We start from the raw sequence: 25,353 nt of genomic DNA, 5'->3' as shown, positions 1-25,353 counted from the left end.
ATATACTGTTTTTTTAATTTCTGTCTTTTTAATAATGCATTAACTATTGGAATAAATACGATATATGTACTTGTTATAAATGCATTGTTGCTTATAGTTGTATATTTCAAACCATAAGTCTGCAAAGCATATGCTAAAAACAAAAACACCCCTAAGATTGCCCCTAATGTAACTTCACTTTTAGATGTTTTCTTTAGGAATTTTAAACCCAAAATCAATAGTACTAACCCAGCTATCCCAAAACGTAATGCTAATATATATAATGGTGGTAAAATATCTAAAGTGTCTTTAATAACAACAAAAGCACTTCCCCATATAAGTGTAACTAATACAATTCCTAACGTGGATAATTTCGCAATGTTTATGCGCCCCATAAATTTACCCTCTCCTTTTTGACTACTTCTTTAATGCTAATAAATGATATATCAAACATATTAAAGCAAACAGTTGGCATATTCAATTTTTTTTACACATTATTACTTTATAATGTTTTTTACTTAATAAACACTTCAATACATTCAAAAAAGGTGTGCCATCCTTTACATTTGATAGCACACCTTTATATTCTTATAAATATTTCTTTAATACGTCTACTTTGTCAACTCTTTCCCATGGTAGGTTAAGATCATTACGTCCAAAGTGTCCATAAGCTGCTGTTTGTTTGTAAATTGGTCTTCTAAGATCAAGCATCTTAATAATTCCAGCTGGACGTAAATCGAAGTTTTCACGAATAATGTTCACTAAATCATCATCTTTGATTTTTCCAGTTCCGAAGGTATCAACCATGATAGAGGTTGGTTGAGCTACACCAATCGCATAAGATAATTGAATTTCACATCTGCTTGCAAGTCCTGCTGCTACAATGTTCTTAGCTACATAACGTGCTGCGTAAGCTGCTGAACGGTCTACTTTAGTACAATCTTTACCCGAGAAAGCACCGCCGCCGTGACGAGCATATCCGCCGTAAGTATCTACAATAATCTTACGTCCTGTTAAACCACTGTCTCCATTAGGTCCACCAATTACGAAACGGCCAGTTGGGTTGATGAAGAACTTAGTGTTTTCGTCTACTAATTCTTTTGGAAGAATTGGATCGAATACATATTTTTTAATATCCGCATGAATTTGTTCTTGTGTGACATCTGCTGCATGTTGTGTTGAACAAACTACTGCATTTAAGTGGATTGGTTTTCCGGCTTCATCATATTCTACTGTTACTTGTGTTTTGCCATCTGGACGAAGATAAGGAAGAGTACCATCTTTTCTTACTTTCGTTAATTGACGTGATAATTTTTGTGCTAAGTAAATTGGGTATGGCATGTACTCTTCTGTTTCATTTGTAGCATAACCAAACATCATACCTTGATCCCCAGCACCAATTGCTTCGATTTCAGCGTCTGACATTTTATTTTCTTTCGCTTCTAATGCACGGTTTACACCCATGGCGATATCAGCTGATTGTTCATCTAAAGCTACGATAACACCGCAAGTGTTAGCATCAAAACCTTTTTCAGATGCATCATATCCGATTTCTTTAATTGTATCACGTACAATCTTTTGAATGTCAACATATCCTTGTGTAGTAACCTCTCCCATTACCAATACAAGTCCTGTTGTAATTGCAGTTTCACAAGCCACACGGCTCATTGGATCTTGTGCTAATAAAGCATCAAGAACTGCATCTGAAATCTGATCACAGATTTTGTCAGGATGCCCTTCTGTTACAGATTCTGAAGTAAATAATAATTTTTCCATTCGTATTGTCCCTTTCTTGAATTATTATTTCCTATTGGTTGTACACTTTCTTCATACCTACTAATTTGTACCATGATAAATGAGGTATAAAAAAAGTCCACATAAGTGGACTTGATTCTATAATCATCAAATCCTCTTATTGTTCGATTTTACTCGCTCAGGTTGGCACCTTCCGCCTAGGGGGTTGCCGTGACTTCATAGAGCCTTACTCTCCGTCACTCTGAATAAGAGAAATAATAATATTCTTAATTTCTTTTTGTAGTACCTTACTAAGCATACTCTAAAATAATAGATTAGTCAACTAGTAATTACAGTCAAACATATGCTTGATGTCTTTTTCTTATCTAACCTTTTAAATCAATATCACCAGACACTGTTTTTGCATATATCTTGCTACCTTGATTTCCAAATGTATAATAACCGCTCTTACAATCAGATTGATACATTTCCGTATACCCAAGGCTGATATCTCCCGAAACCGTATTCGCATTTAATGCATAACCATTTTGATTATTATTTAATTGAATACTAATATCTCCACTAATTGTTTCGTAATTAGCCTCCGCATCCCCTTGCATTCTTACACTCACATCGCCGCTTATACTCTTTAAGAAATACTCTTTAGATAATGCATAACAGTTCACATCTCCACTAGCAGATTGTGCCTCAACTTTATCTATATTCCCACCATTGATTTCAATATCGCCTATACTACTATTAAATTTTGCTATATTTGAATTCGTATATTATACTTGCAAATCACAACTACTAGATTTTATATATATAGTATCCGCTTTACTATTTTGGGCGGTAATATCACCGCTACTAGTATGCAGGTTCGCCTCTGTACATATTGTATGCGTCATATCAATGTCACCACTTGCACTATACATATCTACAGTCTGTAACTGTACACCTTCGATTCTACAATCACCACTTGCTACTTTCACCCTAACCTCCTCTACGTGAGTAGGCACTTGAACAACTAAACGCATAGCTGAATTATGGAAAACACGGAATAACATCTTACGAAAATTTTCTTTTACTCCTGCATAAAAAGTATCTCCCTCTTGATAATGATAGAATTGATATGCCAATCTATCTTTTTCATTCCCTTCATTTATATAATCTATCTTGAAAACATCTCCGCTTTTAATTACAACATCAGCGCATATTCCATCGACTTGGACTTTCGTAAATGGTGCCTGTGAAGAAGAAACTTTTTGTTCTTCCTTAAATGGCTTTGAAACAGCAAATGTATCCGTAGCTGTTATATCTTCTTTCTTGCTCTCATAAGCCGTCTGATCTGCAGCTCCCATGGAACTAATCTCTGCAACGATTTCTTCGACAGACCCTAATTCAACACAAATCTCTTCTTCAGTTTTGTTATTCTTTAAACCCATCCTAAAATGCTCTTCATAGTCACTGATTACTTCATCTATAATTCCTTGATCTATCTTAACTTCATTTAATGCCGTTCTAATTTTGGTTAAATACTCCATCCTGTTCATATTAGTTATCCTCCTTATTAATAAAATAATCTACCGCCTGTACAAATTCCTTCCATTCTTCTTTCAGTTTACCTTGATAAGCTATACCACTTTCCGTTAAGTGATAATACTTTCTTGCTGGTCCTTCTCCAGACTCCACTAAATATGTTTCAACATATTTATCATCTTTTAAACGTTTTAAGATTAAGTATAAGGTTCCTGTCGCAATCACCATCTTTTCCGAAATCGCTTCAGTCAATTCATATCCATAACAATCATCACCCAAGAGCTTTGATAAAACACATAATTCTAAAGCTCCTTTTTTAAATTGCGGATTCATCTCTCCCCATTCCTCCCTTATATGATATGTATTCTAACTCGTTCATTATGTATTATTACTTGTTGGATATATAATAGCACGTACTATTCTATAATGCAATATAGTATTTATAAAAAGTTAATGATAATAAAACAACTTTCCTCCATACGTATTAAAATAAACATTTCGTGCTTATCTCAATCCACATGTAAGGAAAGTTGTTTTTATCATAAATTATCTACTCTAACTAGGTGATCCACTGTTTTCATCTTCACAAATAGTGGAACATATTCAATAATAATTGATGAGCTCTCTAAGCCATACCATTGTATCTGTGTTCCTGCCACATGTCTAATGGCATATTTAATAGATATCGTCCATCTTCCAACGGAAGTAATATCACTCTCTGGTGATAGCATTTTTCTAAGAATACAGAATCTAAAGTTTCCAACATTACCGCCCGTTCCATAAATCGAATATTTTGGTTTCTGTGGATATAACTCATTTGATTTAATTAAATCGGTGACAATTTGTCGTAGATATACATTAATTCTTTGATGAACTTTAAAACCTAGATACAATCTTACTCTGAAGATATAATCCGTTCCAAAATTATCCACCGTATATTTGTTTGTAAAAGGCTCCTCTGTAACAATGACACTTACAATCCAATATGCTTTTGCCCTCTTTGGTTTTTTATTAAATATAGAATACAATACGTCTCGATCAATAATATCATCTTGGGTATTATGAGTTATGTAAACAAGATTATCTGTTGTAAGCGGCAAAGATTCATCACTTCTAAGTTCTTCAAACATAGATAAATATTTCTTAATATAAAAGTAATTTGCTTGTGAGCGTTCTATTGAGGTACCATAATGCCAAACTAACATAATTCCGAATAATACAATGGCAATTAGTAAAGCAACATAACCACCATGAAAGAACTTCGTAAGACTTGATGCAAAGAAGCAGCATTCTAGTCCACCAAATAATAGTAAAAATACAATTGGCATAATACGTTTCTTCTTAATTTTCCGTAGATACGTATATAATAATACAGTCGTCATCAACATTGTCATAGTTATTGCCAATCCATATGCTGATTCTAACCTTGCACTAGAACGGAAGTATATAACTACAGAAAAACAAAGTACCATCATAACAGTGTTTACCAACGGGATATAAAGTTGTCCTTTGGTTTCTGATGGATATCTAATCTTCATACGTGGCATCAAATCTAGACGTGTTGCCTCAGACACCAATGTAAATGAACCCGTAATCAAAGCTTGAGAAGCAATAATTGCAGCAAGTGTACTTAATAAAACAGCAACTATCCTTACTTGGGTCGGTAACATTTCAAAAAATGGATTTACATCTTCGATTTTAGCTAAAGCTACATTATTCTTATTCTGTATAAGCCATGCACCTTGTCCCAAATAGTTAAGAATTAAACATATCTTTACGAACGGCCAAGTAGCATAAATATTTGTTTTTCCCACATGTCCCATATCTGAATACAATGCTTCTGCACCAGTGGTTGCCAGGAACACGCTTCCTAAAATCATAATACCTTCTTTATTCATCTCATTATTGAATAATAGACGAATTCCACGTAAAGGATTGAACGCTCTGAGTATATCGAGGTTATCGCCCATATTAAATACCCCAACTACTGCAAGAAAAAGGAACCATATCATCATAATTGGACCAAAAGCTTTACCAATTACGCTGGTTCCTGCTCTTTGAATCATAAATAATATACCGATGATAATAAGTGTAATAATTACAATCCTCGTTTGATCATCGCCAAGAATCCCATATATCTTTGGTATACTTCTAAGTCCTTCCACCGCTGTAGTAACGGTAACTGCCGGTGTCAGTATTCCATCTGCAAGTAATGCAGCTCCTCCCACCATAGCTGGTACAATTAGCCATTTCCCAAATTTCTTAACCAAACTAAACAAGGAAAAGATACCACCTTCACCATGATTATCAGCCTTCATTGCAACCAAAACATATTTGATTGTTGTCAACAAGGTTAATGTCCAAATAATCAAAGACAGGGAACCCAGAATAAGTTCATCATTAACTTGATTTATTCCACCATTCCCAGCAATTATTGATTTAAGAACATACATAGGTGATGTTCCAATATCTCCATATACAACTCCAAGCGTGACTAGTAATGCTCCTTTACTTAAAGGAATAGACACTGATTTTTTTGGTTCTCCCATAGCAATCGCCTCTTAACTTAATTCATTTTATATTAAGCTTTCTTCTTATTATTGTGTTTCATTACTAATAAATTTATATAGGTGTATCAACACCAGCATGAGTATAGCAAAGCTCATATCTATATTCAAGTTAAAATTATGCTAAAATATGGTTCTGCATGTTAAAATTGTGTTAAAGTATTATAGTAGAAATACGCCCATGTAAATGCTATTTTTATTGAGTATATAACAATTGTGTAGAAATATATAAATTAATGAATACATATATAGTATAAACCTTAATAAATAGGAGAGTAAATTATGAATTCAAATCATATATGTTATACACAGTATCAAGTGGAGTTGCTTAATCAACTACGGCTACTATGGAACCAACATGTCTTTTGGACGCGTTCTTTTATTATTAGTACTGCCGCTAATTTAGGTGATTTAGATGCTGTAACAAAGCGATTACTTCAAAACCCAAGTGACTTCGGTAAGGTTTTTCAGATGTTTTATGATGAACAAACCGTCTCCACTTTTGTAAATCTATTTACCGAGCATCTTCAAATTGCAGCTGATCTTGTGAATGCCGCTAAGAATAACGATTCAAATGGTGTTACAGAAGCACGGAATAAATGGTATCAAAACGCAGATGAGATAGCTGCTTTCTTTGCACGTATTAATCCTTATTGGAGTGAACAAATCTGGAGCGACCTATTAAATGACCACTTGCAGATGACCGAAGAAGAAGCAACTCTTAGATTATCTGGAAAATATGCTGAAGATGTAAAATTATTTGATCAAATAGAACTTGAAGCACTTAAGATGGCTGACTATATGTTCTATGGTTTATTAAATTATTTCAGTTTTCAATAATTACCGTCATTTAGTTAAACCAGGTATCGCTAGCTAAATCTAGGATACCTGGTTTTTTCAGCTTATCCGTTACTCCTCTTTGATTCTACCATATTATGTGATACAATTGTTTTATTTACAAAATACAAAAGGAGAATAGAATAATGGATATTAAACTTATTGCTAGCGATCTAGATGGTACACTATTACATAATGGCGCGCAAGAAGTTAGCAAAGAAATTATAGCTTACATAAAAGAATTATCAAGACAAGGAATACTATTTGTCGCAGCAAGCGGGAGACAATATGCAAACTTACGCAGGTTGTTCTCTCCCGTACAAGATGAGATTGGATATATATGCGAAAATGGGGCTCTTGTTATGTATCAGGATCAGATTATATCCAAATCCTGTATCGATCGTGAAATTGGTCTGCAACTAATGGAAGACATTTTAGAAGCAGGTGCTTGCGAACTTCTATTATCTGGTCAATCCACCTCTTATATACAGCCAAAGAATCCTTATTTTGCATACTTTTTGAAACATATTGTTCATAACAATGTTACAGTTGTTGATGATTTTCATAAGGTGGAAGAACCATTCTATAAGATATCCATCTGTGAAGAGGCAGGTGTCGCCAAAAACTCTGGTCCTTTCTTTATTAATAAATGGGGCTCAACTCTAAAAACGACCATATCTGGTTTTGAATGGTTAGATTTTACCCATCCTGATACGAATAAAGGTATTGCTTTGCAGTCTCTATGTAACCACCTACATATAACAACCGATCAAGTTATGGCTTTTGGCGATAATTATAATGATATCGAGATGTTAACCACTGCAAGATATGGTTATGTAATGGATGGTGCAAATGATGATATCAAAAGCTTAACCCCTTACCACACAAAATCTGTTGAGCAAACTATACATGACCTTCTGAAGAACTCTCAATAGTAAGTTCTATTATTTCGTACGCACTCGATTAACAGCCTCATGCCACCCCTGTATGAGGCTATCTCTTTCATCCTCTTCCATGTCTGAACTAAAACTTCTTGATAAGGACCAATTATCTTTAATCTCTTCTTTACTCTTATAATAACCCACTGCTAAACCTGCTAAGTAAGCTGCACCAAGTGCTGTTGTTTCAATGCATTTAGGTCGTAATACTGTCGTATCCAATATATCTGCTTGGAATTGCATAATGAAATTATTCGCACTGGCTCCACCATCTACTTTAAGACTCTTTAAACTGATTCCGGAATCAGTCTCCATCGCTCGTACAATATCGTGGACTTGATAGGCGATGGATTCTAATGTCGCACGAACAATATGCTTGTCATTAACACCTCTGGTTAACCCTATAATTGCACCTCTTGCGTATTGATCCCAATAAGGTGTTCCAAGTCCTGTGAATGCAGGCACCACATATGCACCATTGGTATTATCAACTTCCATTGCTAATTTTTCTGACATTGCTGCATTTTCTATTAAGCCCAGCTCATCACGTAGCCATTGTATTGCAGCTCCAGCAACAAACACACTACCTTCTAATGCATACTCAATATTTCCTTTCATGCTTGCAGCTATGGTAGTAAGTAAGCCATTCTTTGATATTACTGCTTTGTTGCCCGTATTCATAAGTAAGAAACACCCTGTCCCATATGTGTTCTTTACTTCTCCCTCTGAAAAACAACATTGACCAAACAATGCCGCCTGTTGATCACCAGCAGCTCCTGCTATTGGTATAACTCCCCCTAATATATCTAACTTTGTCTCTCCATATACTTCACTGGATGATTTTACTTCAGGTAACATACATTTAGGAATATCTAATATTGAGAGAATTTCATCATCCCATTTACATTCTTTAATATTAAAGAGCATCGTACGAGATGCATTCGTATAGTCTGTAACAAATACATCACCTTCTGTTAGATTCCAGATAAGCCAAGTATCGACAGTTCCAAACAACAAGTCCCCATTCTCTGCACGTTCTCTAGCTCCTTCTACATGGTCAAGAATCCACTTAATTTTCGTTCCAGAGAAATATGCATCAGGAATTAACCCTGTTTTCTCTCTTATCGTAGTATCCAACTCTACTTCAATTAGCTCGTCAATAATGTAAGAAGTTCTTCTACACTGCCATACGATTGCATTATAAACTGGTTTTCCTGTATGCTTGTCCCATACAATGGTTGTCTCACGTTGATTCGTAATTCCTATTGCTGCAATATCTTCTGCTTTTGCATTAATCTTAGTCATTGCCTCTGTCATAACACTTATTTGAGAAGACCAGATATCCATAGGATCATGTTCCACCCAACCGGCTTTCGGATATATTTGCTTAAACTCCTTCTGTGCCATACTCTTTACATTCCCTTGTTTATCAAACAAGATACACCTTGAACTTGTCGTCCCTTGATCTAACGCCACTATATACTTCTTCATGTAAATCCCCAAGCTCCTTTCGTATGCTTCTCCATTAGCTTATTTCGATATTCTTTATGCACAGAGAAGAATTTCACATTAACCTAACTTCTCCACATATCTACATAAATCATAAACAACTTGATTTGTAAAATCAAGATTATTCTATATTAACAGCTCTTTATTATTATCCCCATAATCTTTGAAAACTTGCGTATAACTCCAACGTAAATAGCGAACATCTTAAGTCAAAAAAGGAGAACCTTCTGAGATTAACCTCAGAAAGTTCTCCTTTTTATCTATATCTTTATCTATATCTTATTCCTCATCATCTGATGGAAATGCAAAATCATCATCATCATCAGCTAATAAGATCGGTTCCGAATCTTGTTCTCTATCGATATCAATGTTTGCAGCCATTACATCATCATCTTCACCTAAGTCATCTGATAATGTTAACTCTTCTGCTACATCACTATCAAGTTTTACAGAACGATATCTCTTCATACCTGTACCAGCTGGTATAAGCTTACCAATGATTACATTTTCCTTAAGACCGATTAATGGGTCAACCTTACCTTTAATAGCTGCTTCGGTAAGAACCTTAGTTGTCTCTTGGAAGGAAGCTGCTGATAAGAAGGAGTTCGTAGCAAGAGATGCTTTTGTAATACCAAGCATTACTTGTTTTCCTTCTGCAGGTTGTTTACCTTCTTCAATAAGTTTTTCATTTGTTTCATCATAATCAAGGATATCTACTAGAGTACCTGGTAAGAAATCAGTATCTCCATTTTCCTCAATACGAATCTTCTTAAGCATCTGACGTACAATAACTTCAACGTGCTTATCATTGATTTCTACACCTTGTAAACGGTATACACGTTGAACTTCTTGGATCATGTAATCTTGTACTGCACGAACACCCTTAATCTTAAGGATATCATGAGGATTAACACTACCTTCTGTTAGCTCGTCACCAGCTTCAAGTATTTGTCCTTCTACAACTTTAATTCTTGAACCATAAGGAATTAAATATGCCTTAGATTCACCAGTTTCACTGTTTGTTACGATAACTTCACGTTTCTTCTTCGTATCACTGATTGTAACAGTTCCACCGAACTCTGCGATAATAGCAAGACCTTTTGGCTTTCTTGCTTCGAAAAGTTCCTCAACACGAGGAAGACCTTGTGTGATATCATCACCGGCAACACCACCTGTATGGAAAGTACGCATTGTAAGCTGTGTACCTGGTTCACCGATTGATTGAGCTGCGATAATACCAACTGCTTCACCAACTTGTACTGGTTCACCAGTTGCCATGTTCGCACCATAACACTTAGCACAAACTCCAATGTGAGAACGGCAAGTTAAAATTGTACGGATCTTTAATTTAGCATCGAATCCAGCATCTTGGATTTCTTGCTTATTAACAATTCTTGCAGCACGTTTTGGTGTAATCATGTGATTTGCTTTAACAATCACTTCACCATTATCATCACAAATTGTTTCACAAGAGAATCTACCTGTAATTCTTTCTTCTAAGCTTTCAATTACTTCTCTACCATCTGCAAATGCTTTGATCCACATACCTGGGATTTCTTTACCTTCACAGCAATCCATTTCACGGATAATTAAATCTTGTGATACGTCTACAAGACGACGAGTTAAGTAACCTGAATCGGCTGTACGTAAAGCTGTATCAGAAAGTCCTTTACGCGCACCATGGGCTGAGATAAAGTATTCCAGTACGTCAAGACCTTCACGGAAGTTTGACTTGATAGGAAGTTCGATTGTTCTACCTGATGTATCTGCCATCAGACCACGCATACCTGCAAGCTGTTTAATCTGCTTATCAGAACCACGGGCACCAGAGTCAGCCATCATGAAGATGTTGTTATATTTATCAAGACCAGTAAGAAGTGCTTCTGTAATTTCATCATCGGCTTCTTTCCAAGTCTCAATAACAGCTTTGTATCTTTCTTCTTCTGTCATAAGACCACGACGGAAATTCTTAGCAATTACTTCTACAGTTGCTTCTGCCTCGTCTAAGATTGTTTTCTTTCTTTCTGGTACTGTCATGTCAGAAATGGAAACTGTCATGGCTGCACGAGTTGAATATTTATAACCTAGAGATTTGATTGCATCAAGTGTTTCAGCAGTGTTTGTTGCACCGTGAGTATTGATACATTTCTCAAGGATTTGTTTTAATTGTTTCTTACCAACATGGAAATCAACTTCTGGTTTTAAGAAGTTTTCATCTTTACTTCTATCTACGAATCCAAGATCTTGGCTTAAGATTTCATTAAAGATAAAACGTCCTAGTGTAGATTCAATCATTCTTGATTCTTCTACGCCATCTTTGTTGATACCTGTTCTCTTAACTTTGATTTTCGCATGAAGTGTGATTGCTCCATTTTCATAAGCTAAGATTGCCTCGTTAATACTCTTAAAGCAATGTCCTTCTCCCTTGTCACCAGGTCTTTCCTGTGTCAAGTAATAGATACCAAGGACCATATCCTGTGAAGGAACGGCCACAGGACCACCATCTGATGGTTTCAATAAGTTGTTTGGTGAAAGTAATAAGAAACGACACTCTGCTTGCGCTTCTACTGATAATGGTAAATGCACAGCCATCTGGTCACCATCGAAGTCCGCGTTAAACGCTGTACATACAAGTGGGTGAAGTTTGATAGCTTTACCTTCTACAAGAATTGGTTCGAATGCTTGGATACCAAGTCTATGAAGAGTAGGAGCACGGTTAAGCATAACCGGATGTTCTCTGATAACTTCTTCTAATACATCCCATACTTCTGCTTGAAGTCTCTCAACCATCTTCTTAGCAGATTTAATATTATGAGCAGTTCCTCTTGCAACTAACTCTTTCATAACGAATGGCTTGAATAACTCAATTGCCATCTCTTTAGGAAGACCACATTGATAGATCTTAAGCTCTGGTCCTACTACGATAACGGAACGTCCTGAGTAGTCAACACGTTTACCAAGTAAGTTTTGACGGAAACGTCCTTGCTTACCTTTTAACATATCAGAAAGAGATTTAAGTGCACGGTTACCTGGTCCAGTTACTGGACGTCCTCTTCTACCATTATCGATAAGGGCATCAACAGCTTCTTGTAACATTCTCTTTTCATTACGAACGATAATGTCTGGTGCGCCAAGTTCTAATAATCTCTTAAGACGATTATTTCTATTGATAATTCTTCTGTATAAGTCGTTCATATCAGAAGTAGCAAATCTACCACCATCAAGCTGAACCATAGGTCTTAAATCTGGTGGAATAACTGGAACTACATCAAGAATCATCCACTCTGGTTTATTGTTTGATTCTCTGAATGCTTCAACTACTTCTAGTCTTTTGATAATTCTAGCTCTCTTTTGACCAGTTGAATCTTTAAGTCCTCTCTTAAGTTCTTTTGATTCTTTCTCTAAGTCAATTGCTTGAAGAAGCTCTTTGATTGATTCAGCACCCATACCTACACGGAAACGGTTACCATATTTATCATATGCTTCTTTGAATTCTTTTTCATTTAATACTTGTTTATATTGTAAATCTGTGTCACCTTTATCAAGTACGATATAAGATGCAAAGTATAATACTTTTTCAAGTGTTCTTGGAGATAAATCAAGAACAAGACCCATTCTACTTGGTATACCTTTGAAATACCAAATATGTGACACTGGTGCAGCAAGTTCGATGTGTCCCATTCTTTCACGACGCACACTTGCTTTTGTTACTTCAACACCACAACGATCACATACTACACCTTTGTAACGGATCTTCTTATATTTACCACAATGACATTCCCAGTCTTTGTTTGGTCCAAATATTTTTTCACAGAATAAACCATCTTTTTCTGGTTTTAATGTTCTGTAATTGATTGTTTCAGGTTTCTTAACTTCACCTCTAGACCACTCAAGAATCTTTTCTGGAGAAGCTAATCCGATTTTTATCGCATCGTATGTCATTTCTGAAACATTTTCATTGCTTACATCTGACATTTATCTGGCACTCCCTTCGTTCATCTGTGTAAGGACTCTACTGCAAGCAGTAAATTTCCGTCCCAATGTCAATTAATTTCAAGTATGCCTTGGCATACTTGCATCAAGTTTAATGTCATGCAAAGCATAACACAGTCATACTTTGCATGGCATACTTTCTATTTAACTTTGCAATTTGCCGAGGCTATAACTTATATTTCTTAATCATCAAACCCTTCATCACTGCTAAGTTCGATGTCTTCTTCTGTATCAAAACCGTCGAATGCACTTTCCTCTTCATCTTCTACTGAAGTTTCTGAGAAGCCTGCATCTGCAAATGGTTCGTCATCAAAACGGAAATTGTCATTTCCTTCGATTAATGGAGTTAAGTCTTCTTCACCGTAATCGATTGTTTCTGTCATCTGAATTTCGTCGCCGTTTTCATCAAGTACAGTAACATCAAGTGCAAGTGATTGTAATTCCTTAAGAAGTACCTTGAAGGATTCAGGAATACCAGGTTCTGATATATTGTCACCTTTAATGATTGCTTCATAAGTTTTAACACGACCAACAACATCATCAGATTTAACAGTTAAGATTTCTTGTAATGTGTAAGCAGCACCATAAGCTTCTAGTGCCCAAACTTCCATTTCACCGAATCTCTGTCCACCGAATTGAGCCTTACCACCAAGTGGTTGTTGTGTTACTAATGAGTAAGGACCAGTAGAACGAGCATGAATCTTATCATCTACTAAGTGGTGAAGTTTCAAGTAGTGCATGAAACCAACCGTAACCGCGCCATCGAAGTATTCTCCTGTACGACCGTCACGTAGTCTTACCTTACCATCTCTATTGATTGGAACACCTGCCCATTCTTTACGGTAATCCATGTTATTTTCAAGGAATTCCATAGTTTCTGGGTGAAGTGTATCTTTATATTTTTCATAGAATTCTTCCCATGAAGTATTAACGTAGTCATTTGCTAATTCTAGAGTATCCATGATATCAAACTCGTTTGCACCATCAAATACTGGTGTAGAAACTTTGAATCCAAGTGCTGTAGCAGCAAGACTTAAATGGATTTCAAGTACCTGACCAATGTTCATACGTGAAGGCACGCCTAGAGGGTTAAGAACGATATCAAGTGGACGACCATTTGGTAAGAATGGCATATCTTCTACAGGTAACACACGGGAAACAACACCCTTGTTACCATGTCGGCCGGCCATCTTATCACCAACTTGGATCTTTCTCTTTTGAGCAATATAAACACGAACTGTTTCATTAACACCTGGAGATAACTCATCGCCATTTTCTCTAGTGAATACTTTCGCATCAACGATAATACCAAATTCACCATGAGGTACACGTAAGGAAGTATCACGAACTTCTCTTGCTTTCTCACCAAAGATTGCACGAAGAAGTCTTTCTTCTGCTGTTAATTCTGTTTCACCCTTAGGTGTAACTTTACCAACAAGGATATCCCCTGCACGTACTTCCGCACCAATACGGATAATACCTCTTTCATCTAGATCTTTTAATGCATCATCACCAACACCTGGAACATCTCTTGTGATTTCTTCAGGTCCAAGTTTTGTATCACGTGATTCTGCTTCATATTCTTCAATATGAATAGATGTATAAACATCTTCCTGTACTAATCTTTCACTTAAAAGTACCGCATCTTCGTAGTTGTAACCTTCCCAAGTCATGAAACCGATAAGAGGGTTTTTACCAAGCGCTAATTCACCTTTTGAAATAGATGGACCGTCAGCGATAACTTGACCAGCATGAACTCTGTCACCTTTGTAAACAACAGTTCTTTGGTTCAAACAGTTACTTTGGTTACTTCTAAGGAACTTAGAAACTTTGTATACATCTCTTGTATTATCATCATTCTTAATGATAATTTCTGTAGCTGTTGCTTTTTCAACAACACCATCTTTCTTAGATACAACGCAGTTACCAGAGTCAACTGCAGCTTTGCTTTCCATACCAGTACCAACAACAGGAGATTCTGTAATTAATAGAGGTACGGCCTGACGTTGCATGTTGGATCCCATTAGGGCACGGTTCGCATCATCGTTTTGAAGGAAAGGAATCATAGCTGTCGCTACGGAGAATACCATCTTAGGAGATACGTCCATTAAGTCGATCTTAGATTTTTCAAACTCGGAAGTTTCTTCTCTATAACGACCTGAGATATTACTACGTACGAAGTAGCCATCATCATCTAACTCTTCATTCGCCTGTGCTACTACATATTTATCTTCTTCATCTGCTGTTAAATAAATAACTTCATCTGTTACTCTTGGATTCTTAGAATCAGACTTGTCAACTTTTCTATATGGAGCTTCTACGAAACCATATTCGTTGATTCTCGCATAAGATGCAAGTGAGTTGATAAGACCGATGTTTGGACCTTCAGGAGTTTCGATAGGACACATTCTACCATAGTGAGTATAATGAACGTCACGAACCTCGAATCCGGCTCTATCTCTTGATAAACCACCAGGTCCAAGTGCAGATAAACGTCTCTTATGTGTTAATTCACTAAGAGGATTATTCTGATCCATGAACTGTGACAACTGTGAACTACCAAAGAATTCTTTGACAGCAGCTGTAACAGGTTTAATATTAATTAATGATTGTGGAGATACTACTTCTAGATCTTGAGTAGTCATTCTTTCACGAACAACACGTTCCATTCTTGAAAGACCAATTCTGTATTGGTTTTGTAGTAACTCACCAACCGCTCTAATTCTTCTGTTTCCTAAGTGATCGATATCATCGTCTGTACCAAGACCATGCTCTAAATGCATGTTGTAATTGATTGACGCAATAATATCGTCCTTAGTAATGTGTTTAGGAATTAACTCATTGATGTTTTTCTTAATTGCATTGATGATGTCTTCATTATCTGAGTTCTCATCTAAGATTGCTTTTAATACTGGATAGTAAACATCTTCATTAATACCTAATGCTTCTTTATCTACATCAACATATGCTGCTAAGTCTACCATTAAGTTAGAAATTACTTTTACATTTCTCTCTTCTGTTTGAATCCAAACATATGGTACGCCAGCATTTTGTATTTCAACCGCAAGTTCTTCTGATACAAAAGTTCCTGTTTCTGCTAGCACTTCACCAGTTTCCATGTTTACAACATCTTCTGATAAAGTACAGCCAGTAATTCTGTTCTTAAAAGCTAGCTTCTTGTTGAACTTATAACGACCAACTTTAGCAAGGTCATATCTTCTAGCATCAAAGAACATACTGTTAATTAAACTCTCTGCACTTTCTACTGATAATGGCTCACCTGGACGAAGCTTTTTATAAAGTTCTAATAAACCATCTTGGTAGTTATCTGAAGTATCTTTTGTAATACTTGCAAGGATTTTTGGTTCTTCACCAAATAAATCTAAGATTTCTTGATTTGTACCAAATCCAAGTGCACGGATAAGTACCGTAATAGGTACCTTTCTGTTTCTATCTACACGAACATAGAAAACATCATTTGAGTCTGTTTCATACTCTAACCATGCACCTCTGTTAGGAATAACTGTACATGAGTATAATTCTTTACCGATCTTGTCGTGTCCAACTGCATAATAGATTCCTGGGGAACGTACTAACTGGCTAACGATAACACGTTCAGCACCATTAATAACAAATGTACCTGTTTCTGTCATTAAAGGTAAATCACCCATGAAAATATCATGTTCATTAATTTCGTCATTTTCTTTGTTATGAAGTCTGACTTTTACTTTAAGTGGAGCAGCATAAGTAGCATCTCTGACCTTGCACTCCTCGATTGAATACTTAACATCATCTTCGCATAATGTGAAATCTACAAATTCCAGACTTAAATGTCCGCTGTAATCTGCGATAGGTGAGATGTCTTCAAAGACTTCATATAGTCCTTCTTCTAAGAACCATCTATAAGAGTCTTTTTGTACTTCAATGAGATTAGGCATATCTAGTACTTCTTTTGACTTCGAGTAACTCATTCTCATGCCATTACCAACTTTAATTGGACGTATTTTGTTTTTATCCATTGACGTTTTCACCCCTTGAATTTTTTATATGAATGTGCTATAATCAACACATATTCGATTTTAAGCACAAGACACCACGATAGTGCATTTTTCATATTATCATATATATTAGAACTTGTCAACACCCATTTTAGGGTGTTTTTTTGTACATTTCTATAAACTATACAACTGTATAATACCTTCTATCTAAAGTTAGTATTAATATTATTATTACTATCTTGTGATTTGTCTACTAATATGTTATTCTTCTTATTATATAGAAGAAACACATACTAAATTGAGCTAAGGATTAATCTCATCTTTTTCCCCATTACCGTTGCTTTTATACAGTAAAATAGCATCCATTATTTAAGTATGCCCCTTTTATTATCCAATTATAAGGAAGCAATCAAAATATTACGAAAGGCGGATTCCTATGTACACAGAAATTATTGGCCATTGTCCCATATGCAACGAAAAACTAATTGCAACACGTCTAACCTGTAAACATTGCGGTCTGGAATTAACAAATGATTTTTCCCTAAGCAAATTCAATTATCTTGCTTATGAGGACTTACAGTTTATCGAGTATTATCTGAAATGTCGTGGTAATTTGAAAGAATTGATGGGACAATTAGGATTATCATATCCCGCAGCAAAGAAACGTTTAGATCAAGTACTAGAACGCTTAGGATATTCCACAGCGTATTCAGACTCAAATAATATAGAAGTTATTGTAGAAACTCTACCTATATATAAGGATGAAAGTCTTGCAACTAAACATATCAAAACCAAACTCAACGAATCCAAGGGGTTAGCACAGATACCTTTGACAAATAATAAAACATTCACAATTTACTACGAAGAATTTGGTAATGGTCTCTACGCTTCCAACCTACCCAAGGGTAATCTACTGACATGGAAGGCCTTCGATTGTGCATTAGAATTACTTCATAAATCAGGCGGAAAAGCCTCAAAAGGAAATGCCATGAAATCAAAACTTGGAGAAGAACATCTTACACTCGATACTATAGAAGGTTACGTTGCCCATAGAGCATATGGAGTAGCACTTGGTGATTCTGTCCTACGCCGCATCTCCGCACTTTCCTCTATATTAGAATGGTGCGGTTTATGTAAGAATGGCTACGGATACTTAGAACTCAAAAAGTAATCTAACGTAAAACTCTCACCAATTAATCTCAAACTCTACAAGTAGATCGGCACAAAAAAAGAGTCATGCATTTTGCATGACTCTTTATCACTCTATAATTATTTAAGAGTAACTTTAGCACCTTCAGCTTCAAGTTTAGCTTTGATGTCTTCAGCTTCTTCTTTAGATGCGCCTTCTTTAACCATCTTAGGAGCTCCATCAACAACTTCTTTAGCTTCTTTTAATCCTAAACCAGTTAATTCACGTACTACTTTGATAACTTTAACTTTGTTTGGACCACATTCAGTTAATTCTACGTTGAATTCAGTTTGTTCTTCAGCTGCTTCTGCTCCAGCTGCAGGACCTGCTACTACAACACCTGCTGCTGCAGATACACCAAATTCTTCTTCACATGCTTTAACTAAATCGTTTAATTCTAATACTGATAAGCCTTTAATAGCTTCGATAAATTCTTGAGTTGTCATTATTATTACCTCCAATAATTAATTGTTTATTATAATTGTTCTTGGCTTTAAGCCACTAGCTTGTCTTGCAAGCTTTGTACATTCAAGTACGGATTAAGCAACTTCTTCGTTCTTTTCTGCGATTTGCTTAAGAACACGAGCGAAGTTTGTAATTGGTGATTGTAAACTTCCAAGTAATTTGGAAATAAGAACTTCCCTTGAAGGAATGTTTGCAACAAGCTTAACGCCTTCTGCATCATAGTAAGTTCCTTCAACTACACCACCTTTAAATTCAAGAGCTGGAGCTGTTTTAGCTACATTGTTTAGAATTCTAGCTGGAGCTGTTGCATCATCAATACCGAATGCAATAGCTGTAGGTCCTTCTAAATGTGGAGCTAATTGAGCGAAGTCTGTTCCTTCGAAAGCTCTGCTTAACATAGTGTTTTTGTATACTTTGTATACAACACCAGCTTCTCTTAACTGTTTACGAAGAGCTGTATCTTGTTCAACAGTTAATCCACGATAATCAACTAAGTAAGCGGATTTAGCATCTGCTACATATCCTTTGATTTCGTCAACGATAGGTTGTTTGTTTTCTACCTTTGCCATTGTTTGCGTACCTCCTTATAGATTTAATGAAGAATTAAAACAACCATTCATAGCTCAAACTACGAACTAAATTCTTCAAGGCACCGCCGTCAAAAAGAAAACCTCTCTATCAAAGACAGAGAGGTTATTATAAGTCATCGTATGAATCTCTTATATTCCTCGGTAGGCGTTTTCTCCTTATGCCTTACGGCACCTACTGTCTTCGGCAGTTATTGATTCGTTTCACGAACCTTGTTAATAGTATCAAATTATTAATGTTATGTCAACATTTTTTTGCAATTTAATATTAACAATTTCTGTATGAGTTAAATTTTGAACTCATTAACCTTTATATCTAGCATATTAGCCACTTCTGTACTTTGTTTTGCTAATTCGCCTAGTGTCTTACTGCTTTTTGTAATACCTGACATCGTATCTGAAATGGAATTGGTTTCATCTGTAACATCAGCAACAGATTTTGTTAATGAACTTATAGCACTATTTACCTCACCAACTAATTGCGAGGTGTTCTTTGATGCTTGTGAAAACTCTTCTGCCATATCTTTGATTTCAACACCAGAATTCTTATAACTGTTAACTACTGTTATCATCTGGTTCAAACTGGCTGCTACTTCAGCCTCAAAAACAGATAATAGCTTTTCAGAGTATAATTTCAAATCATTAACCGCCTTAATTACTAATCCAATATCATTTTGTATTTTTCCAACTTCTTTAGATGACTGTTCTGCCAATCTGCTTACTTGACCAGCAACTACAGCAAAGCCTGCACCATGTTCCCCCACTCTTGCTGCCTCAATGCTAGCATTAAGTGCTAACAACGAAGTTTCATCCGCTATATTCAAGATAGAATCTGAAATTGTATATACATTCTCAATAATACTTACCTCTGAAATAGCCCTCTTCAGATTATCACTACACTCTATTAGTTTGCTATCAATATCATTTTTGATTACATTTGCTTTATCAAACATTACAGATGCATCTTCCTCGATTTCTTCAGCTAATGCTAAGCCTCTTTCTGCTGTCTTAACCGCACCCTTCATTGTATTATTCATATGCTCAGTTTCATTATTCACTTCCACAAGTGCTGCTGAAGATGATTGCATATTACTTGATATATTATATACAGAATCAGCGGCTTTCCCTATTTTTTCAAAAATCTCTTCAAGCATCATATCTGTTGTTTGATTACTTTCCAACAGCATAGAGCTACTATCACTTACACTACGTATCATATTTTGCAAATTCTCAACTGATTCATTCAGTACTTTAACTACATCAGATATTTCATCATTTGCTTTCTCTTCTTGTCTATATGTCAAATTATTCTTCGACAACTCCGTAGCTACATTATGTATTCTCTTAATTCTTTTTCCTAACCAACGCTTAACTATAATAGTCAACAGGATACCAATCGCTAATGAGATAATCGCGACTATAATCTGCTGATATACAAGGTTGGAAATCTCTTTCGTTATCTCGACTGATGGCGTACATATAGCTAACAACCACGGTGTTCCTTCAATAGGCGCATACGATATATAGTAACCCACTCCATCAATTGTTGTTACTTCATTGCCAACTTCCTTGTTCTCTAGCTTATGTACAAGAAATTGCATATTTTCTAAACCCTCTGTATCCATAACAGAAACTTGATCAAAGACATACTGCATATTTTTATGTGCAACAAACTGCCCGCTTTGATTTAATATAAAGCTAAATCCGTCTCCACTCATCTCCATATCCTGGACAATCGAATTGAAATCTTCCAAAGATATTGTTCCACATATTGTGCCAACAACTTCATCAGAACTCTTAATAGGCAATGTAATTGTTGTTGTTGTAATTAACTCTATTTCATGTACGAAAGGCTCTGTTACATAATATTTATCGCCTGTAATGTTCTGAAAGAATTCTTCCTCTGATTGATCTTTCACTACATTGTCAATAGGATAACATCCTTCTCCGTCTAACGTCATTATAAACAGCTGTTCAAATCCCCACTTCTGTGCTTGCTCTAGTAAGACAGGCCGTTGTTGTTCCCAATCCATAGATTGCACTTCAGGAAGAGAAGAAACATACGACAATAACTCAAATCTATATTTAAGTTCATTTGTCAATAATTGTGTATTCTCACTTACTCTGAGTGATAAATTTTCTTTTGTAAATTTATCAAGACTTTCGTTGGATGCCTTTATAGAAACAAACATACAACTCAGAATGACAACAATAATAATACCAGTAATTGCTCCTAACAGCTTATTCGATATGCTATTAATTTTTCTTTTTTTCATATACCCTCCTAGTACTTATGTATTATCTTATGGCGTGATATTATAGTATCATAAAGTACCAATTATTACAACTCAAAAGTATTCCTCTAGCCCAAAATATTAACATAAATACAAAAAAGCCATTACACTATGACTACATCATAGTGTAATGGCTTTCTATATATAGCAATTATTGAGCTAATTTAACAGTATTTAACTTAACTCCAGGTCCCATAGTTGAAGAAAGTGTAACACTCTTCAAGTATTGTCCTTTTGCAGATGCTGGTTTAGCTTTATTAATTGCTCCCATAAGCGTTTGGAAGTTGTCCGCTAATTGTTCTTCTGTGAAAGAAGCTTTTCCCACTGGCACGTGGATAATGTTTGTCTTATCAAGTCTGTATTCAATCTTACCTGCTTTAATATCGGCAACAGCTTTTGTAACATCCATTGTAACAGTTCCAGCTTTAGGGTTAGGCATTAAACCTTTTGGTCCAAGTACACGACCAAGACGACCAACAACACCCATCATATCAGGAGTAGCAACAACAACGTCGAAATCTAACCATCCATCGTTTTGGATTTTTGGTACTAATTCATCGCCACCAACAAAATCTGCTCCAGCTGCTTCTGCTTCAGCAACTTTGTCACCTTTAGCAAATACAAGAACTTTAACAGTTTTACCAGTTCCGTGAGGTAATACAACCGCACCACGAACTTGTTGGTCAGCGTGACGTCCGTCAACACCAAGTCTGATATGAGCTTCTACTGTTTCATCGAATTTAGCAACAGCTGTTTTCTTTACTAAATTAATTGCTTCTGCTGCATCATATAATGTAGCTCTGTCGATGAGCTTAGCAGCTTCTGCGTATTTCTTACCTTTTTTCATTCTATTAACCTCCTAGTGGTAGTATCGGGAGTTAACCCTCCCACGTTATAAAACTTTGCCGTATGAAATCTTTTTATTGCTTAAAAACATCGGTTAATGGTTTCTTAAAAGTAGTTGTTGACATACAAACTTGTACGACATTATATAACAACTATCATGACATATTGCCATAATATATATACTCTATAATTAGTCAACTACAGTGATACCCATACTCTTTGCAGTTCCTGTAATCATGCTGATAGCTGCATCTAAAGTAGCTGCTGTTAAGTCAGGCATTTTAAGTTCTGCAATTTTTTGTACTTCTGCTTTAGTAATTGTAGCAACTTTAGTCTTATTAGGAGTGCCTGAACCTGATTTAATGTTACAAGCTTTCTTTAATAATACTGCTGCTGGAGGAGTTTTAGTAATGAAGCTAAAACTTCTATCTTGATATACAGTAATTACTACTGGAATAATCATTCCATCTTGATTTGCAGTTTTTGCATTGAACTCTTTCGTAAATTGTACGATATTTACTCCGTGCTGACCAAGAGCTGGACCAACTGGTGGAGCTGGTGTAGCCTTTCCAGCAGGGATTTGTAATTTAATATAACCTTGAACTTTCTTTGCCATTATAGCATACCTCCTGAATAATGTGGTGTTTGCGGGAATATCCCTCCCACTATCTAGTAATAATTGTATCCTAGATGTTACTTAATTTACATTTTTTTAATTTCTGTGAAACTAATCTCAACAGGTGTCTCTCTACCAAACATATCAACGTTAATCGTAATGATTTGTTTGTGACTGTTAATCGACTTAATAATACCTGTCGTTCCTTCCCATACGCCTGATGTTACTTCTACAGTATCACCAAGTTCAAGGTCGATCATGATTTCGTCAGAATGCTTAATTCCCATACTTAGCATCTCTGCCTCTGTTAAAGGAACTGGTTTTGATCCTGGTCCAACAAATCCTGTTACCCCTCTGGTATTACGTACTACATACCAAGTGTCATCATTCATCTCCATATTAAGGAGAACATAACCTGGGAACATTTTCTTTTGAACTTGTTTCTTCACACCATTCTTAACTTCAACTACGTCTTGCATAGGAACGGAAACTTCAAGTATTTGGTCTTGAAGCTTTCTGTTTTCGATTGTTTTTTCAATGTTGGCTTTTACTTTGTTCTCGTACCCTGAGTACGTATGAACAACATACCAATTCGTTTCTGACATACACTCACCCTTTATCCTATTTTAAGAATCTTATCTATGCCATATTGAATAACTACATCTACTATAGCTATAACAACTCCAACTACTACTGACATAGTTACGACTGCTGCAGATTGTTTTGCAAGTGTTTGTTTGTCTGGCCATATAATCTTTTTGAATTCAGATTTTACGCCGCTAAAGAAACTTTTTTTTGGAGCATTTTCTGTATTGTTTGCAGTATCTCCCATGCTTTCACTTTCCTTTCTGCAATACAAAGTTTATCTACTTTGCATGTAACGGATAATTCGACATAATTACTTAGTTTCTTTGTGTAATGTGTGTGATTTACAGAATCTACAGTATTTCTTAGTTTCCATTCTGTCAGGATGTGTTTTCTTATCCTTTGTCATGTTATAGTTACGTTGTTTACATTCTGTACATGCCAATGTGATTTTTACGCGCACGACTTCCACCTCCGCTAAATTTCGTTTTCTTGTGATTTTTTCGTGTAGTAATCTGATACAGATTATCACGAGTATCAGTTTTTAGGCATAAAAAAAAGACCTCTTCCATCGCTAGTCTAATATAGCATAAACAAATGATTCCGTCAACATTTTTTTCAAGTAGGTATAATTTCTCACACCTAAAAAGCCCTTCTCGCAATCTTTTTTCATATATGCTATCGACAAGTAATTTTCTTCATATTATAATGAAGAAAAACAAAATTAACATTTGATATCATATCATTTAGGAGGTGACTGTTCAATGGTAACATCTACATATAATTATCTCACAGAAAATCACAAGCCTCAAAGGCCTGTACGTTATACTTCTCATAAGACTAGTGACTTGCGAAAAATCTATAATAATATTGTACGTATTAGTAAGCAGTCTCCCCTATATTTATTAGATATTTCTCTTGAACGTCAAACCTATGCTTTGAATGTGAAAGATGCTGCAATATCTCTACATACGTTGGTCGAAAACTTTGCAAAAGATGATGCATCTTCTATATTTAATGAAAAGAAAGCTATTTCATCTAACGAAGCTGCAGTATCAGCTACAATTGTTGATAAGTATGAACCTTCTTCACCAACTCGTTTAAATATTCAAGTTATGAATCTAGCTACCACTCAAAAAAATGTATCTGATGAATTCCGTTCCAATGCACAGCATTTACAAGCAGGTAGCTATCATTTCTCCATTGATGTTGAAGATAATACATATAATTTCATACATAAGATTGTATCTGGTTCAACCCATGAAGATACTCTTGAGCAGCTATGTAGTCAAATTAATAAATCAGAGATAGGAATTCACGCTTCCGTATATTCGGAACAAAATTCAAACAAACTTAGACTTGTTCTTGAATCCCAATCTACCGGTAATTCTGGTTCTCCAATATTCACCCTACATGATGATATCTATGTGGGTGGACGCGGTCTTGTTGAATACTTTAACTTAAACCAGGTTTACCAACCAGCAACAAATGCAAAGTTTGAAATTAACGGTAAGACGAAGGAATCTCTGTCCAATCAGTTTACTTTTAGCAAATCCCTAACTGTTTCACTACATGAAACTACAGATTCTCCAGTTCAGATATCTTATGTCCCTAATTCAGATAAGATCGTAAAGGAATTAGGGACTATAATAGACGGCTACAACCATTTGCGATCTT

Annotated in this window: 19 protein-coding genes, 1 pseudogene, 1 riboswitch and 1 other annotated feature; of the genes and pseudogenes, 4 read left to right on the top strand and 16 right to left on the bottom strand. The window is 35.7% G+C overall.

The features are described 5' to 3' along the window. From ACW2QF_RS06395 to ACW2QF_RS06375, 5 genes and pseudogenes are all read right to left on the bottom strand, one after another. A partial coding sequence (locus ACW2QF_RS06395; RefSeq protein ID WP_455715164.1) for a DMT family transporter occupies positions 1 to 374 on the bottom strand: 374 nt, incomplete at its 3' end. A gap of 193 nt (positions 375 to 567) precedes the next feature. Further along, positions 568 to 1,755: a methionine adenosyltransferase gene (gene metK / locus ACW2QF_RS06390; protein ID WP_455715163.1), complete on the bottom strand. Its 1,188-nt coding sequence runs from the start codon at positions 1,753 to 1,755 to the stop codon at positions 568 to 570. Between the two features lie 133 nt (positions 1,756 to 1,888). After that, a riboswitch (SAM riboswitch) is annotated at positions 1,889 to 1,986 on the bottom strand. 113 nt (positions 1,987 to 2,099) lie between these two features. Then, positions 2,100 to 3,257: pseudogene (locus ACW2QF_RS06385) on the bottom strand (DUF4097 family beta strand repeat-containing protein). Between the two features lie 10 nt (positions 3,258 to 3,267). Next, complete coding sequence (locus ACW2QF_RS06380) at positions 3,268 to 3,585, bottom strand: PadR family transcriptional regulator (protein WP_455715162.1); 318 nt, start codon at positions 3,583 to 3,585, stop codon at positions 3,268 to 3,270. A gap of 206 nt (positions 3,586 to 3,791) precedes the next feature. Continuing rightward, positions 3,792 to 5,801 carry a KUP/HAK/KT family potassium transporter gene (locus ACW2QF_RS06375; protein WP_455715161.1) on the bottom strand — a complete coding sequence of 670 codons (2,010 nt, stop codon included), beginning with the start codon at positions 5,799 to 5,801 and terminating at the stop codon, positions 3,792 to 3,794. 300 nt (positions 5,802 to 6,101) lie between these two features. On the opposite strand from ACW2QF_RS06375, the gene ACW2QF_RS06370 reads away from it, so the two are divergent. Together ACW2QF_RS06370 and ACW2QF_RS06365 are read left to right on the top strand one after the other, a co-directional pair. Further along, positions 6,102 to 6,659, top strand: a complete 558-nt coding sequence (locus ACW2QF_RS06370) for an acetylglutamate kinase (protein WP_455715160.1) — start codon at positions 6,102 to 6,104, stop codon at positions 6,657 to 6,659. A gap of 143 nt (positions 6,660 to 6,802) precedes the next feature. Further along, positions 6,803 to 7,591: an HAD family hydrolase gene (locus tag ACW2QF_RS06365; RefSeq protein WP_455715159.1), complete on the top strand. Its 789-nt coding sequence runs from the start codon at positions 6,803 to 6,805 to the stop codon at positions 7,589 to 7,591. Positions 7,592 to 7,600: 9 nt separating this feature from the next. Here the strand turns inward: ACW2QF_RS06365 and glpK are convergent, their stop codons facing one another. The 3 genes from glpK to rpoB all read right to left on the bottom strand — a co-directional run bounded on the left by glpK (position 7,601) and on the right by rpoB (position 17,115). Further along, positions 7,601 to 9,085: a glycerol kinase GlpK gene (glpK, locus tag ACW2QF_RS06360; RefSeq protein ID WP_455715158.1), complete on the bottom strand. Its 1,485-nt coding sequence runs from the start codon at positions 9,083 to 9,085 to the stop codon at positions 7,601 to 7,603. A gap of 297 nt (positions 9,086 to 9,382) precedes the next feature. Further along, a complete protein-coding gene (rpoC, locus tag ACW2QF_RS06355; protein ID WP_455715157.1) occupies positions 9,383 to 13,078 on the bottom strand; it encodes a DNA-directed RNA polymerase subunit beta' in 3,696 nt (1,231 codons plus the stop codon). Positions 13,079 to 13,278: 200 nt separating this feature from the next. Next, complete coding sequence (gene rpoB / locus ACW2QF_RS06350; RefSeq protein ID WP_455715156.1) at positions 13,279 to 17,115, bottom strand: DNA-directed RNA polymerase subunit beta; 3,837 nt, start codon at positions 17,113 to 17,115, stop codon at positions 13,279 to 13,281. Between the two features lie 415 nt (positions 17,116 to 17,530). Between rpoB and ACW2QF_RS06345 the strand changes: the two genes are divergently transcribed. Continuing rightward, the gene (locus tag ACW2QF_RS06345) at positions 17,531 to 18,265 is read left to right on the top strand and encodes a DUF2089 family protein (RefSeq protein WP_455715155.1); all 735 of its coding nucleotides are present in this window, start codon (positions 17,531 to 17,533) and stop codon (positions 18,263 to 18,265) included. 98 nt (positions 18,266 to 18,363) lie between these two features. On the opposite strand, the gene rplL is transcribed toward ACW2QF_RS06345, so the two are convergent. The 8 genes from rplL to rpmG form a co-directional block, all read right to left on the bottom strand. Next, positions 18,364 to 18,729, bottom strand: coding sequence for a 50S ribosomal protein L7/L12 (gene rplL / locus ACW2QF_RS06340; RefSeq protein WP_455715154.1), 366 nt, complete (start codon positions 18,727 to 18,729; stop codon positions 18,364 to 18,366). Positions 18,730 to 18,822: 93 nt separating this feature from the next. Beyond that, the gene (gene rplJ, locus ACW2QF_RS06335; RefSeq protein WP_455715153.1) at positions 18,823 to 19,317 is read right to left on the bottom strand and encodes a 50S ribosomal protein L10; all 495 of its coding nucleotides are present in this window, start codon (positions 19,315 to 19,317) and stop codon (positions 18,823 to 18,825) included. Positions 19,318 to 19,403: 86 nt separating this feature from the next. Continuing rightward, positions 19,404 to 19,541 (bottom strand) — a sequence feature (ribosomal protein L10 leader region). 81 nt (positions 19,542 to 19,622) lie between these two features. Next, positions 19,623 to 21,611 carry a methyl-accepting chemotaxis protein gene (locus tag ACW2QF_RS06330; RefSeq protein ID WP_455715152.1) on the bottom strand — a complete coding sequence of 663 codons (1,989 nt, stop codon included), beginning with the start codon at positions 21,609 to 21,611 and terminating at the stop codon, positions 19,623 to 19,625. A gap of 169 nt (positions 21,612 to 21,780) precedes the next feature. Then, positions 21,781 to 22,476 carry a 50S ribosomal protein L1 gene (rplA, locus tag ACW2QF_RS06325; RefSeq protein WP_455715151.1) on the bottom strand — a complete coding sequence of 232 codons (696 nt, stop codon included), beginning with the start codon at positions 22,474 to 22,476 and terminating at the stop codon, positions 21,781 to 21,783. A gap of 189 nt (positions 22,477 to 22,665) precedes the next feature. Next, positions 22,666 to 23,091, bottom strand: coding sequence for a 50S ribosomal protein L11 (rplK, locus tag ACW2QF_RS06320; RefSeq protein ID WP_455715150.1), 426 nt, complete (start codon positions 23,089 to 23,091; stop codon positions 22,666 to 22,668). Between the two features lie 86 nt (positions 23,092 to 23,177). Continuing rightward, positions 23,178 to 23,696, bottom strand: coding sequence for a transcription termination/antitermination protein NusG (gene nusG, locus ACW2QF_RS06315; protein ID WP_455715149.1), 519 nt, complete (start codon positions 23,694 to 23,696; stop codon positions 23,178 to 23,180). 11 nt (positions 23,697 to 23,707) lie between these two features. Beyond that, positions 23,708 to 23,923, bottom strand: coding sequence for a preprotein translocase subunit SecE (gene secE / locus ACW2QF_RS06310; protein ID WP_455715148.1), 216 nt, complete (start codon positions 23,921 to 23,923; stop codon positions 23,708 to 23,710). 66 nt (positions 23,924 to 23,989) lie between these two features. Next, entirely contained in the window at positions 23,990 to 24,139 is a 150-nt protein-coding gene (gene rpmG / locus ACW2QF_RS06305) for a 50S ribosomal protein L33 (RefSeq protein ID WP_040893796.1), read from the bottom strand. A gap of 301 nt (positions 24,140 to 24,440) precedes the next feature. Here rpmG and ACW2QF_RS06300 point away from each other — a divergent pair. Further along, positions 24,441 to 25,353: hypothetical protein (locus ACW2QF_RS06300; RefSeq protein WP_455715147.1), on the top strand; the 913-nt coding region annotated here is incomplete at its 3' end.

It is taken from the genome of Anaerosporobacter sp. (assembly GCF_965301125.1).
Note: the sequence above shows the minus strand (reverse complement) of the source record. Positions and strands in the feature narration are given on the sequence as shown.